The sequence below is a fragment of the Flammeovirga kamogawensis genome, assembly GCF_018736065.1.
GTDB classification, from domain to species: Bacteria; Bacteroidota; Bacteroidia; order Cytophagales; family Flammeovirgaceae; genus Flammeovirga; species Flammeovirga kamogawensis.
Map to the genome: position 1 here is coordinate 3,625,556 of NZ_CP076128.1, position 14,500 is coordinate 3,640,055.

Below are 14,500 nucleotides of genomic sequence, written 5' to 3' on the forward strand. Positions count from 1 at the left end.
TTTTATACGATCTAAATGATATTTTTTAATCACAGTAAAATGATAAAACAAATTAGTAAATATATATTCTTCGTTTTTAGCTCATTAATATTTATACAATGTGGCTCTAGCGATGAAAAAGAACTTCCTGATGTATCAGATATTAAAATAAATGTAGAGGTAAGACATTTAGAGCAAGAAATTTTTGCCCTTCAATCGAAAGATGAAATTGTAAAATACTTAATTGAAAACCCCGAAATAGAGAAAAAATATTTTTTACAGGCAGGGTTATATCCTAACAGACATTTTTTGGTAGAAGCAATTTGGGATTTTAGAAATAAAGCCGAAAATGATACTTTAAAAATGGATGCAGATAGAATTTTTGGAAACTTCGACGTACAGAAAAAAGAATTTGAGGAAGCGTTTAAGTATATCAAATATTATTATCCAGATTTTGTACCTCCTAAAGTATATACATCAATTTCTGGTTTTGCCAATTGGGGCTTTGGCGGAGACGTCTTAGATTTAGGTGATTTTATAGTTGTTGGACTTGATTATTTTGAAGGCCCAACAGCTTCTTTTGGTGTTCCAGAAGTCCCCTCTTATATAAGTAGAAGATATACTCCAGAACATTTAGTTCCCTTTTCTATTCAGATGCTGTCTAATAGATTTAATAAGGTAAACCCTAATGATAGGTCTGTTTTGTCTCATATGATTGCATGGGGGAAAGCCTATGAGTTTGTAGACGATGTAATGCCTTATACTGCAGACTCTATAAAAACAGGGTATACAGCAAAAGAGCTAAAAGGGGTGATTTATAATGAAGGTTATATTTGGAGCCATTTTGTAGAAAATGAATTATTGTATAAAACAGAACGAAGAACAGTAAAACGTTATGTTGATGATAGACCTGTAACATCAGAAATCTCTGGAGATAGCCCAGGAAGGTTAGGAAGATGGATAGGGTGGAAAATTGTGCAGAGTTACATGAAAACAAATTCAGAGATTACGTTGCCACAATTGATGGCAAATGATAATGCAGGTAAAATTCTTCAAAGGTCAAAGTATAAACCTAAAAAGAGAAATTAACTAACTGATAATCTTTAAGAAAGTCAACAAATACTAGAGAAGTATAAACAATCTTAAATGATTATGACGAAGACTAAATAATATTTATTATTGATATGTGATCATATAGTTATCCATTGAGTTATCAATCGTAAATACACAGGTAATTGTACTATGTTTTTATGATAAACCAAATATATTAATCACATAGAATATTATTGGTAAACGTTGATACTAATTCTACGTCTAGAAATATGATTTTACACCTTTTAAATTTCTAGAGTTGATACTTTCAATGTAACCAAAGGTATTATTTATATCCTCGTTTACTGAGCCTCCCATTTTGTTTTACGAAATGTGGAGGTTTTTTATACCAAAAGGGTCAACCTCTTCAATTGAGATTGACCCTTTTTAAACATCTTTTATGTATAATATACTTTTAGTCTATGTACATTTTAAAAGCATGGAGAATTAAGCTCCAGATTTATCTAATAATTTTTCTTTAAATTTCTTTACTTGACGACGTAATGATTCAGTTGCATCATCTGTAGCTGCTTCGAATGATACTCCGTGTTTTTTAGCTACTAATGTATCACCAGGGATATTTAATTTAATCTCTACAACTTTGTTATCTCGACTATTGTCACTGTTTTTTTCTACTCTTAAGAAAACCTCTCCGTCAACGAATCGATCGTAAAAAGTTTCTAATTTATTTATTTTTGTTTCAATGAAATCAATTAATTTTTGATCTGCTGTGAAATGTATTGATTGGATGTCGAGTTTCATATTTTTACTGTTTTAAAGTGTTATGAAAAGATTCAATTTTAAAAAAAAAGATGTTGTGTTATTACATTTAAAATGTACATTTTGGGCACCAAAAGAGGTGCGACTAAAAGCTCAAAATAACCGTTAACTTCTATTCTAATGTACGATTATTTTTTGACTTGGTTGTGTCAAAATCCCACATTTTACTAATTTTTAAGTAGATTTTTTTCCTGACCTAGGATGTGCTTGTGCATGTACTTTTTTCATCCTTGATAAAGATGAATGTGTATATATCTGAGTTGCAGATAAGTTAGCATGTCCAAGTAACTCTTTTATGTCATTTAGAGCAGCTCCATTTTCAAGCATATTGGTAGCAAAAGAATGTCTTAAAATATGTGGAGATTTTTTTCCAACTGTTGTATTTTCCTTTAAATACCTTTTTACAAGGTGATAAAGTTGTTGATATTTCAAGGGGGTACCCTCTTCGGTAATAAAGAGGTTTTGGGTGTCGTGTTTTTTTCTCTGATCAAGGTAATATTTTAATTGTTGTATTAATTGCGTGTGTAAGGGGACTATTCTTTCTTTATTTCTTTTACCAAGTACTTTAACAGTACTACTAGAGAAATCAATAGCGTTAATTTCTATTTGTAATAACTCCGAAGACCTCAAACCAGTTCCATAAAGAAACTCAAAAATTAATTTATCTCTGATTCCATCAAAAGTATTTTCAAAAACTTCATCATTAAGTAGATGATTCATCTCAGTACTTTTTACGCTTTGTGGAAGTCTTGAAGGAGTTTTTAAGGCATGAATAGATTTTGAAGGGTCTACTTCTATAATATCTCTTTTTCTAAGATACTTATAGAAGCTTTTTAGAGAGGCCATTTTTCTATTAATACTTCGTGTACTTAATTCTTCTTCCATTAAAGTACTAATCCAAAGTCTCACTTCAGCTTTTTTTACACCTTCTAAGGTGCTTGTATTATCTTCTTGCTTAATAAAAGTATCAAACTGAAGTATGTCCGTTTTGTAGGCAGTAAGTGTATTGTTACTTACATTCTTTTCGAACTGTAAATGATTTAAAAAAGATTGAAATGGTGTTATCATAAATTGAATTCTGTCCTCTAAGAAACAAAATACGGTTTTTATTGAAAATTTGAAAATTTAAAACGCAAAAAGCCTATCAATACATAATATTGATAGGCTTTTTTTAAGAGAATACAAAATAAGATTAAGCTCCTTGCTCAGTTCTCATTTTGATTTTGTAAGCAGTTTTGATTGCTTTCTTTCTGTCAGTTACAGAAGATTTCTCGTAATACGCACGACCACGTAATTCACGAAGAACTTTAGTTCTCTCAAATTTCTTTTTGAAACGCTTAAGAGCACGGTCGATAGACTCGTTATCTTTTACTTTAATTTCGATCATTATATTTTCCTTTTATGAAGGTTTTTTCAAATTCAATTCATGATTTCGGATCGCAAATATAAATAAGTTTTAGATAAAAGGAAAGTGAAACCTAAAAATATTCAAGAAGATTTCTAAATGATTCTTATTGAGAATCAAGATTGTAGTTCTAATATTTTCTCTTCAAAATCATCCCAAGGGAATTCATCATAGGTAGCTATTGATAATAAATCCCCTTTTTCGAGTGTTTCAGAGGGTTTTGGACACGAATTACTCTGTCCGTCTCTTATGATAGAGAGTACATTACAATCAAATTTATAATCTGATAAAACATGCATCATGTTAATTTGAAAATCTTTCCAAGATATGCCTGCTAACTTATTTACTTTCACAGTCATAGGGTTTGCTCCTTGAGTGTTATAGAGTAGATCTTCTATAACCTTAGCAGAATAAGGATCTTGACATTCCTGTACAATAGCTAATATAGAAAGGTCTGCATTTACATGTGTAGCATTATTAGTATCAAACATCCATGCATTAGATTGATCTACTAAAACAAAAAGAATTCTAGTAGAACTTGTAATAAAGCGTTCTAAAAGATCGATTGTAGTTTTGGTACTACCATCAGATGTAGATGTTTTATGATGTACAGGGAATACAATAATTGTTTTATTTTTATTTACCTGAGCATCGGTATAAGTTTGTTGTTGTAATGGACTTCCTTTTAAAAAATGGATATTAGGAAGAGAGGCAATTTCATCTGGAAGTGCTTCTATATGATTATCTACAAAACAAATCCCTACACTACGTTCTACAGCTCTTAATTCGTCAATAAAATGTTTTGCTATGTTTATTCCAGGAAAGTTGAATACGACGTAACCGTCTTTATATGGATTGTTCATAAAGCCTAATCTTTTTTGTGTTTTGTGATGTTCTTTATAGTCAAATACGGCACCAAATAATGCCCCTACAAATGCAATACTTACTGTACTAAGTAGCATTGTAATAATTCTACCAGCAAGTGTTTCTGCAGGTTTATTACCATATCCAACAGTAGTTGCTGTCTGCCAAGTTTGCCAAATTGCTTCGTTCCAAGAAACGTGTTCTATGTTTTTAAAAAGAACTGCAAATAAGATATTTATACCTAGTGTGTAAAGTATAATTTGCTTTAGTCTTTTATAAACATCACTGTTTTTATGTAGTTGAAGTTGTCTAAAAAAATTAAATATCATTATTAGTAAATCTGTTGTCTATTTATTGGTTTGCTATAAATGTATAATCAGAAAGGTAGAAAACGAAATTCTTTAATCCTTAACTTTATTTGTTTTGTCTGTGTATTTATATACAAATGTTTTATTTTCAATATTTCGATATCCTTCAAAACTAAAATCATCTTCAATTTTAATTTCTTTTTTCTGAGAAAATTCTGTTTCGATATTTTTGTAATAATAGGCTAATATCAACCCTGCAATACTACCAGATAAGTGAGACTCCCAAGATACACCCTGCTCATTAGGAATTAAGCCTGTAAGCATACCTTGATACAATACAGCAATACAAAGTGAAATAATTAAAGAACCTGGATTTTTTTGAAAAATACCAAGGAAAAATAAAAAAGAAGCAATTCCGTATATAACACCGCTTGCACCTATATGAAAAGAGGGGCGTGCAAAAAACCAAACCATACATCCGCTTATTAAAGCTAGTTGTATAAGTACTTTAGTTGCAATTTTTGGGATAAAGAGATAAAGTGAAAAGCATAGAATACAAAAGGAGAAACTATTTGAAATTATATGCTTTAAACCTCCATGAATAAAGGGAGAAAAGAATATCCCGAAAAAACCTAAACGATTTCTAGGGTAAATACCAAGATGATAAAGATTGACTTCTAAAGACCACTCAATGATCTTCAGAAGCCAAGCAATAGCCAATAATAGAAGCGTTATTTTTAAACCTCTATTTATTTTCATTTCTATTTTCTTCTTTTATAGCTTTTTTACGGTCATCTGATTTTTGATATGCAGAAATGATATTTTTAACAAGGCGATGACGAACAACATCTTTTTGTGTAAGATGGAGTACTTTAATACCTGTTACGTTATCAAGAATTTTAGATGCAGCTACTAAACCAGATCTTTGCCTAGGTGGTAAATCTATCTGTGAAATATCACCTGTAATAATCATTTTAGAGTCTAACCCTAAACGAGTAAGTAACATTTTCATTTGCATCTCAGTTGTATTCTGAGCTTCATCAAGTAATACGAATGCATTACTTAATGTTCTACCTCTCATGTAGGCCAATGGCGCTATTTCGATAACACGATTTTCCATATAGAATTTTAATTTTTCCGATGGGATCATGTCATCTAATGCATCATAAATAGGTCGTAAATAAGGGTCAACTTTATCCTTTAAATCTCCAGGAAGGAAACCTAAACTTTCTCCCGCTTCTACAGCAGGTCTAGATATAATAATTCTTTTTACTTGCTTATTTTTAAGTGCTTTTACTGCTAAAGCAGTTGCAACATATGTTTTACCAGTACCTGCAGGCCCGAGAGCAAAAACAAGGTCATTCTTTTTTACAGCATCAACAAGCTTTTGTTGGTTACTTGTTTTGGGTCTAATAGCAATACCTTTTGCACCATAAAGGAGAATTTCGTCTTTAACGTCTGCATCTTGTAAGTCTGCATTCATTTCAACGTAATCAAGTATATTATCTACTGTTACCTTTCCAAACTTTCTATAATGTATTAAAAGTTCGTTTATAGCTTTATGTACTCTAATTATTTCAGCACTAGCACCTTGTATTCTTATTTCGCTACCTCTAGCAATAATTTTACTATTAGGGAATGCTGTAGATAATTCTTTGATATTGCTGTTGTCAACACCTAAGAAATCGACTAGAGCGACATCTTCTAAAGGGATTACTTTCTCTATCAAATGTATATTATTTAAATATGATTATTTGTTCTTTTCTTTAGTTACAGCAATTTTCAATAAAATGTATCAAGTATTTGCTTGTAATTCTCAAATTTACCTAGAAATTGCCATATAAACGAAGTTAACATCATGTCTATTTTTAGAAAACTCCACTTAAATACTACTATTAAGGTATTATTTTTTTACGTCATTTTTTACTTTTTTGATAATCAAGTAGATGCTCAATCAAAATATCAACAAATAAAAGAAGCTGTTAACACTATACAAGAAAGTGACTGGATGAGAGGAGGTTCAATTTCTTTTCATGTGAAGTCCCTTTCAGGTAAACCATTAGAATATGGTTATAATGAGGAGACATCTTTAACGCCAGCTTCAATAACTAAACTTTTTACAACAGGTATTGGTTTAAAAAAACTTGGTGAAGCCTTTAAATATGAAACTAAAGTATCTTATTCTGGGCAGATAACTGAGGGGGTGTTAGATGGCGATTTAATAATTCATGGAGCTGGAGATCCAACTTTACAATTAAGAAGTTTAGACAGTGCCATAGTGGCTTCTATACCTAGTTTGAAAAAAATTACTGGTAAGGTGATAATTGATGCAAGTTTATACGGACAAGTGACTACCCCTCCAAAATGGGTTTGGGAAGATCTTGGGAATTATTACGGAGCTGGAGTAGCATCACTTAATATAAATGATAATATGTATTATTTGTATTTAAAAACAGGAAATGAAGGTCAAGTTGCATCCATCGTTGATATCAATCCCAAAACACCTTATTTAAAAGTCGAATCCGAAGTTTTAGCGGGAAAAAAAGGAACAGGAGATAATTCATTTATATTTTCTTCACCGTATTCTGATAGCCACATTATAAGAGGAACATTACCTCCTAATAGATCTTCTTTTAAAGTAAAAGGAGGGATAACAAATCCGGATTATCATGCAGGGTGGATTTTAGCAGATACTTTAATATCCCAGGGTATAGATCTTGATAAAAATGAGATAGAAGTAGTATATGATAAAAATAAATTGCCTGTAGTAAAACCTCTTTGTAGTGTGTTTTCGCATGATTTATCTTGGATAATTAATAAAACAAATAAAAAAAGTATCAACTTATATGCGGAAGCGATCATAAAGACCGTTAGTATTAATGAGACGGGATCAATACTTCCTGAAGATATAACTTCCACATTATTAAGTTGTATTGAAGAAGTAGGGGTTGATACTCAAGGTTTATTTTTAGAAGATGGGAGTGGATTGTCACCTTTCGGGGCTTTTTCTGCAAAACACATGACACAGTATTTAGGGTTAATGACAAAAGAAACTGTGTATCCATCATTTTTTAAATCTCTCGCAGTTACAGGAACTTCAGGAACGTTAAAGTACTTTTGTAGATATAATTCAGCAAAAGGAAAAGTGACAGGAAAGAGTGGTTCTATGAGAAGGGTAAGAAGTTATGCAGGGTTTGTAAAAACAAGCAGTAAAGAAACGTTAGTTTTTACAGTAATTGTTAATAACTTTTCATGTAAAAGTAAACAAGTGAGAAAAGCTTTGGAACCGTTGATGGATATTATGGCTAAATAGTATTAATTCAAGTTGACATTATGGCATTTTTATTGTCTACTATTTATAATTAAATATTTACTTGGAATGATTATATAATGTTATGTACATTACAGGAATAACTGTATTTTTTTCGCTAATTCGGTGTTAAATATCCAATTTTTTTAAAATTTACTCTATTCGTATTAAGATTTTAGACTAACTCGGCATATGTTTGATATAAAAATCACAAAAATATTTTTAGTACTTATTGGGCTACTTTTTTTTACAAATTTATCTTATTCACAGAATGTTAATGAGTTGAAAAAGCAAATTTCAACTATGTCTGATGGAAAAAGTAAGGTAGATAAGCTAATTAAATTATCACGTTTAGAACTTGATAGAAGTAATTTCAATTCTATGCAGAAATCTGCAGAATTAGCATTGAAAATTTCTGAAAAAGTTGACTATCCATTAGGTAAAGCAGACGCTTTATTGGTGTATTCTATGATGTATAAATTAAAAAGAGAATTTGATACAGCCATTGAATACGGTATTAAGGCAATTAAAATATATGAGTCTGAAAATGAAGATATCCCATTGTATAATGCATATGGAGAAATCTGTTTCCTTTATCAAGATTGGGGTGTTTATGATAATGCAATTAATTATGAGTTAAAAGCTTTGAAGGTTGCAGAAAGAATGGATGATCAAAAACGTCAGAGCGAAATATGGACGTTACTAGGTAATTCATTTCTTAAAATGAGAAATTATGAATCTGCGTTAGTTTATTTTAGAAAAAGTGCCGAGTACTATAATGGACGATACGTTTTACATAATAACAAAAATGATTTACAGTCTCATAATACCACTTTAGGTAAAATTGCTTCTATTGAAATGCGTAGAGCTAACTATGAAGAAGCAAAAGATATTAACTTTCAGATTCTTGCTAACAAAGAAACACTTAATGACGAAGAAGGTTCTCACGTTCCTTTAAATGATATTGGTGTTTGTTTTGAGAAATTAGATAAAAGAGATAAAGCACTTAAATACTTTCAATTAGCATTAGAGGTAAATAGAAAGTACGGTAAACCAGAATCTCAGAATACTACATTATTGACGAATATTGGTACGCTTTCGAATCAGAATATGCGTTATTCTGAAGCTTTAAAAGCATACGACCAAGTATTGTCAATTCGTATAAAGCAAGGTCAACCAGGGCCTATTGCTCAAGCTTACTCTTATAAAGCAACAGTGTATTTAGGTAAAGGTAATTATGCTGAAGCAAGAAAGTATTTTGAAAAAAGTTCTCAGTATGCTAAAGAAGCAGGTGATTTTACTCGAATGGAGAAAAACTACCGCCAGATTGCAGAGGTATATGTAAAAACAAATGATTATAAAAGAGCATTCAATACAACTAAACGTTTGATTGCTTTAAAAGATAGTACTCTAGCTGTAGAGAGAAGAAAACTGAAAGAAGTAACAAATGCTCGTATTACAGCCCAGGAGAAAGAGAAAGAAATTGACCTCTTAATAATGGACCGTAAGGTAGCAGAGGCATCAATGAAACGTTTACAAGAAGAAAATGCTCGTAAAGCGAAAGACTTAGAATTACTACAACAAGATCAATATTTAAAGGAAAGTCAGCTTAGACAAAAAGAATTAGAGCAGAAACAACAAGAGCAAGATTTATTGCTAACAATGAATGCTCTTCAAGCTGAAAAATCATCTAAGGAAATTGATCAGTTAGAAAGAACAAAGAAACTTAACGAGTTACGTCTACAAGAAAACGAAACAAAATCGAAACAAAAAGAACAAGAATTAGAACTTTTAGAGCGTGAACGTCAGCTTCAAGATAACTTGATTCGTGAGCAAGAAACTTTGAAAAAAGTATTTATTGCAATGTTTATCATGTTATTCATCGTATTAGCAATGATTATTACAGGTTATGTTCAAAACCGTAATAAGAATGTTAAGCTTGCATCTAAAAACGAAGAAATTTTAGGTCAGAACCTAGAAATTGAAAAGCAAAGAGATGAGCTTGTTTCAGCAAAAACACAAATAGAAAAAGCATATAGTAACATTCAAGTACTATCAGAGTTTGGTCAGAAAATTACAGCAATTCTTGATCTTGAATCAATTAACTGGACAGCTTATGCTTATGTAAATACTTTAATGGATGCTGCGGTATTTGGTATTGGTATTTATAGAAAGAAATATGAGAAGATTGAGTATATCAATTTCTTAGAAAACGGTTTAACACTTCCTCTTTTCAGTTATGATATTGAGAAAAAGAATAGCTTATCTGTTCTTAGTTATAAGTCTAGTGAAGAGATTGTAATAAATGATTATGAAAATGAAATTCATAATTTTTTAAGAGAAAAGCCTGAATTCAGAACTTCAGAAGAACCTAAATCATTAGTTTATATTCCATTAATTACTGGTGAATCTTTAGGAGTACTTACTGTACAGAGTTATGAAAAGAATGCATATACTCGAAATGAGTTAAACATTTTGAGAACGCTAGCATCTTATGTATCTATTGCCTTGACAAATGCGAATGCTTATCAAGAAATTGAAAATCAAAACAAGCACATTACAGATAGTATTAGATATGCTCAGACTATTCAAAGAGCCATTCTTCCTTCAAATGCAAAAATTCAGACAGGTTTACTAGAAAACTTTGTATTCTTTAAACCTAAAGATATTGTATCTGGAGATTTCTATTGGTTCTCTAAAATAGATGAACGTAAAGATATGGTTTCAGGGTCTAACTTCTCTAAAACAGATATTACAGAAAGAATATTTGTTGCAGCTTTAGATTGTACAGGTCATGGTGTACCAGGTGGATTCATGTCTATGATTGGTAACACATTATTGAATGAGATTATTAATCAGAAGAAAACGTATGATCCTGCAAAGATTTTAGACATGCTAAACGAAGGTGTAATCGATGCCCTTCATCAAGAAAATAAGAGTAATGATGATGGTATGGACGTTTGTCTTTGTATGATTGAAAGATCTTTAACAGGTAACGATAGAGTTGTATTCTCAGGAGCTAAGAGACCATTGTACATTAAAGAACCAGGTAACGAGCAGTTAATTGAATACAAAGGTGATAATAAATCAGTAGGTGGTGTTCACCGTCGTAAATCATCTAAAATTAGTTTCTCTAATACGGTAATCGATGTAGTCAAGGGATCTTCTGTGTATTTAACTACTGATGGTCTTCAAGATCAAAATAATAAAGGAGGCCGTAAGTTTGGTAAAGTACAGTTAATAGATATTTTACAAGCCAATGCGGAGAAACCTATGCTCGAACAAAAATCAGCTTTAGAAAAATCTTTAGCAGATCATATGGGTGAGATTCCTCAGCGTGATGATATTACTATTTTAGGGGTAAGACTTTAAAAGTAAAAAAAAGATAATTATAAAGCGATCAGTTAATGGTCGCTTTTTTTGTTTATTATGTCTCGTCCTGAATTAGTGTTACACAAAACGTAACATTATGAATGAAGATCAAGAATATCAGTACACTAAACGTACACAAAAAGATTACAGCTACTCTTTTAAATTACAAGTTGTAGATGAAGTGGAACGAGGGGAAATTGGTATAACGGCAGCCAGACTTAAATATGGAATACAAGGTCATGGTACCATCCGTACTTGGATAAGAAAGTATGGTAATTTAGATTGGGATAATAAATCTGATTTAAAAATGGGAAAGACACCAGAACAAAAATTAATGGAGCTAGAACAAAAAGTTCTATTATTAGAGAAGCAAAAAGCTTCTTTAGAAAAACAACTCTACGTAACAGATAAAAAAGCAATTTTCTTTGATATGATGATCGATATTGCTGAGGATGAGTTTAATATTCCTATTAGAAAAAAGTCTTTACCCAAGCAGTTGACCAATTCAAAAAAGAAGAAAAAATAGGAGTCAAACCGACTTGTGAATTGCTTGGGTTAAATCGACAAATTTATTATCGTTCAAAAAGGAAAGTAAAAAAGAATAATAGTATTGCATCTAAAGTAGTAGACTTAGTGAAAAGAATTCGTTTGAAGCAAACTAAAATAGGGACAAGGAAATTATATCAATTACTTCTTCCTGAATTGCAATTACTAAATGTAGGTCGAGATAAGCTTTTTGATATCATGAGGGCTAATCGACTCGATATCAAGCCTAAAAAACAATATCATGTCACTACAAATTCTCATCACAGATTTAAAAAGCATAAAAATCTTATTGAGCATTTGGAAATAAATAGACCTGAACAAGTATTAGTTTCTGATATAACTTACATAGGTGAGCGAAGTAACCCAATGTATCTCTCCTTGGTAACAGATGCTTATTCTAAGAAAATAATGGGGTTAAACGTATCAGATAGTTTGAATGCAAATGGAGCTATTGCAGCATTAAAAGAAGCACTGAAAAATAGAAACTATGTTGATTTACCAATGATACACCATTCAGATAGAGGATTACAATATTGTAGTCACGAGTATCAACGACATCTTCAGGAAAATAAAGTATTGTGCTCGATGACGGAATCTTACGATCCTTATCAAAATGCGGTAGCAGAAAGAATAAACGGAATTCTTAAGCAAGAATTTATTTTAGGAATAAAAATTAATGATCTCGATTTAATGAATAAATTTATTAGAGAATCTGTATATATTTACAATAATGAAAGGCCTCATTGGAGTAATTATATGAAGACACCTGTTGAGATGCATCAGCAAAGTGAAATAAAAATGAGAACTTATAAAAGTAAAAATAGCACCGAGTCTACACTCGATGCTATCAATATATAATAGTCTAAATCTGTAACGCTATGGACGGACTAGACATTAAAATCTAAGATTATTAATTAGACCAGTTTAAAGAATCTGTTAAAATTACTTTGACAGGTAAACGCAAAGCTGTAATTGAATCAATTTCGTTTTTATTATTTACAGTGAAAGTAAAGATTGGAATATCTCGATAATATAATTTATTATTAAGTAAGTATTTATAATGAATAGCTAATCCATCGATATTAGATCTTTTAATAAAAAAATACTCTCTGAGTAGCTGTATCTTATTTAGTTTTCTTGGTGTAAATGTAAATAAAGTTTTAAAACCAGCTCTAGATGCTTTTTTTAGAATTTTTGGATAATAAGATTCGATATAAATATTTTTGATCTTTATTTTATTTAAATTTTCAATAATTGAAGCTAAAGCTTTACCCTGATTTTTAATTGAGTTATTTTTAAGATCAAACCATAGACTATTATTATTAAAATGAATTTTTTTTAATTCATTTATAGTATTTCTTTGAGATAATTTTTCTTTAGAGAAGTTATCATGAATTAAGTATGTTAATTGTGATGATGAATCATAATAAATATCAATTTCAAATCCATGACATTTATTTTTTAGATTATTAATCCTAGAAAGATCGTTAACTCTATGGCTCCAAATTTCTTGTTTGTAATCTTTTGTACAAGAAGTGAATATAAATGATGAAAATATTAAAATATAAATTTTCATGAAGCAGTTTTTTTTATTTGTAATATTATTTTTAACATTTTCTTGTGAAACAAAAACAGCAGGAATTTGTCTATCTTTTGATGATAAAACTGTAAAGGAATGGTATTCTTTAAAACAGTATTTTAAAGATAATAATGTTAAAGTTACTTTTTTTATTACTGGGAGCGAAAATCTCTCAATTGAAGAAATACTTTACTTAAAGGATCTAGAAAATGATGGTCACGAAATTGGATTTCACGGAACAATGCATGTTGTTTCGGAATATTATATTAAAGAAAAAACATACAAAGAATACTTCAATAATGAAATATTTAAAGGGTTAAGAGATATGAAATTAAAAGGATTTAACCCTAAAAGTTTTGCTTATCCTTATGGATCTAAATATTGGTTTACGGATCTTATATTATTACAATTCTTTGATTTTACAAGAAATGTGACCCCTAGGTTTGGTCAAAATGATTTGACAAAATTAAATATTTATCATGAAATAGGTCAAGTTGATAAACGAACTTCAGCATTAGGAATAGATAGAAATTCTAATGTAACGATTCAAATGTTAGATTGTGCTATGAAAAAGGCAGTAAATGATAATTTAGTTTTGATGTTGTATGCACATAAACCTGTATCTTCAGATACTGTTTTGAATTATGAAATAAGCAAAGAATACTTATATAAAGTAGTTGAATTATCAAAAAAGAATAACCTTAAATTTTTAACTTTTGAAGAACTTTTATAAAGAGAATAATATATTTTTTTTAGCATTAATAATAACTTTAATTTATTTAACTCAGTTATTATTTTTTGGAATTGGAATTGATTTTGACTCAAATTATTACATTTCAGCTTCCGAATCATTTACTAAGGATTTAACTTTTAAAAATCCTGATGGAAGTGACTTTGTTTTATGGCCACCCTTCTTTCCTTTTGTATTATCAATATTACCATTTTCTATAAGAGTCAATATTATTATAATTAATACTTTGAGCTTATTCATAATAAATTTTCTAACATTAAAGTATGCTAGACAAATATTAAATATATTATTTTTTAGAGTATCTGTATTAGGTATGCTTTTTTCAGTACCATTATTTTTAGATTATAAATTTCTTTGGTCTGAGATGCTTTTTACCGCGTTATTGTTAATTTATTTAGATAATTTTTTTAAATTATTAAAGTCCGAAGTTACTAATACCTCTTTAATAATATCAACTTTTATTGGTATTCTATTACCCTTACAGAGAATTGCGACTTTTTATTTATGGATAGGT

The 14,500-nt window shown here is 30.0% G+C and carries 14 protein-coding genes; 6 read left to right on the top strand and 8 right to left on the bottom strand.

What is annotated here, in order from left to right:
- Positions 1–39 precede the first annotated feature (39 nt).
- Positions 40–1,068 (top strand): gliding motility lipoprotein GldB, encoded by a 1,029-nt coding sequence (gene gldB / locus KM029_RS14595; RefSeq protein WP_144073957.1) that lies wholly within the window; start codon positions 40–42, stop codon positions 1,066–1,068.
- Between the two features lie 450 nt (positions 1,069–1,518).
- Here the strand turns inward: gldB and hpf are convergent, their stop codons facing one another.
- The 6 genes from hpf to KM029_RS14625 all read right to left on the bottom strand — a co-directional run bounded on the left by hpf (position 1,519) and on the right by KM029_RS14625 (position 6,157).
- Positions 1,519–1,833, bottom strand: coding sequence for a ribosome hibernation-promoting factor, HPF/YfiA family (gene hpf, locus KM029_RS14600; RefSeq protein WP_144073958.1), 315 nt, complete (start codon positions 1,831–1,833; stop codon positions 1,519–1,521).
- Between the two features lie 192 nt (positions 1,834–2,025).
- Entirely contained in the window at positions 2,026–2,919 is an 894-nt protein-coding gene (locus KM029_RS14605; protein ID WP_144073959.1) for a tyrosine-type recombinase/integrase, read from the bottom strand.
- 124 nt (positions 2,920–3,043) lie between these two features.
- Positions 3,044–3,238, bottom strand: a complete 195-nt coding sequence (gene rpsU / locus KM029_RS14610; RefSeq protein WP_126615986.1) for a 30S ribosomal protein S21 — start codon at positions 3,236–3,238, stop codon at positions 3,044–3,046.
- Positions 3,239–3,372: 134 nt separating this feature from the next.
- A complete protein-coding gene (locus KM029_RS14615) occupies positions 3,373–4,449 on the bottom strand; it encodes a potassium channel family protein (RefSeq protein ID WP_144073960.1) in 1,077 nt (358 codons plus the stop codon).
- A 72-nt stretch (positions 4,450–4,521) separates the two neighbouring features.
- Positions 4,522–5,187 (bottom strand): rhomboid family intramembrane serine protease, encoded by a 666-nt coding sequence (locus KM029_RS14620; RefSeq protein WP_144073961.1) that lies wholly within the window; start codon positions 5,185–5,187, stop codon positions 4,522–4,524.
- Positions 5,174–6,157 (bottom strand): PhoH family protein, encoded by a 984-nt coding sequence (locus KM029_RS14625; protein ID WP_144073962.1) that lies wholly within the window; start codon positions 6,155–6,157, stop codon positions 5,174–5,176. The genes KM029_RS14620 and KM029_RS14625 overlap by 14 nt, the downstream gene beginning before the upstream one ends.
- 129 nt (positions 6,158–6,286) lie before the next feature.
- Here KM029_RS14625 and dacB point away from each other — a divergent pair, with 129 nt between their 5' ends.
- From dacB to KM029_RS14645, 4 genes are all read left to right on the top strand, one after another.
- Entirely contained in the window at positions 6,287–7,741 is a 1,455-nt protein-coding gene (gene dacB / locus KM029_RS14630) for a D-alanyl-D-alanine carboxypeptidase/D-alanyl-D-alanine endopeptidase (protein ID WP_144073963.1), read from the top strand.
- 279 nt (positions 7,742–8,020) lie between these two features.
- The gene (locus tag KM029_RS14635) at positions 8,021–11,110 is read left to right on the top strand and encodes a tetratricopeptide repeat protein (protein WP_158631069.1); all 3,090 of its coding nucleotides are present in this window, start codon (positions 8,021–8,023) and stop codon (positions 11,108–11,110) included.
- 97 nt (positions 11,111–11,207) lie between these two features.
- A complete protein-coding gene (locus tag KM029_RS14640) occupies positions 11,208–11,636 on the top strand; it encodes a transposase (RefSeq protein ID WP_205125413.1) in 429 nt (142 codons plus the stop codon).
- Between the two features lie 20 nt (positions 11,637–11,656).
- A complete protein-coding gene (locus KM029_RS14645; RefSeq protein ID WP_205125414.1) occupies positions 11,657–12,514 on the top strand; it encodes an IS3 family transposase in 858 nt (285 codons plus the stop codon).
- 52 nt (positions 12,515–12,566) lie between these two features.
- Here KM029_RS14645 and KM029_RS14650 read toward each other — a convergent pair whose 3' ends face one another.
- Positions 12,567–13,232, bottom strand: coding sequence for a hypothetical protein (locus KM029_RS14650; protein ID WP_144073965.1), 666 nt, complete (start codon positions 13,230–13,232; stop codon positions 12,567–12,569).
- On the opposite strand from KM029_RS14650, the gene KM029_RS14655 reads away from it, so the two are divergent.
- On the top strand, positions 13,231–13,968 hold the full coding sequence (locus KM029_RS14655; protein WP_144073966.1) for a polysaccharide deacetylase family protein: 738 nt from the start codon (positions 13,231–13,233) through the stop codon (positions 13,966–13,968). The two genes, KM029_RS14650 and KM029_RS14655, sit on opposite strands and share 2 nt — an antisense overlap.
- 96 nt (positions 13,969–14,064) lie before the next feature.
- Here the strand turns inward: KM029_RS14655 and KM029_RS27040 are convergent, their stop codons facing one another.
- A complete protein-coding gene (locus KM029_RS27040; RefSeq protein WP_260412680.1) occupies positions 14,065–14,193 on the bottom strand; it encodes a hypothetical protein in 129 nt (42 codons plus the stop codon).
- Between the last annotated feature and the right edge of the window lie 307 nt (positions 14,194–14,500).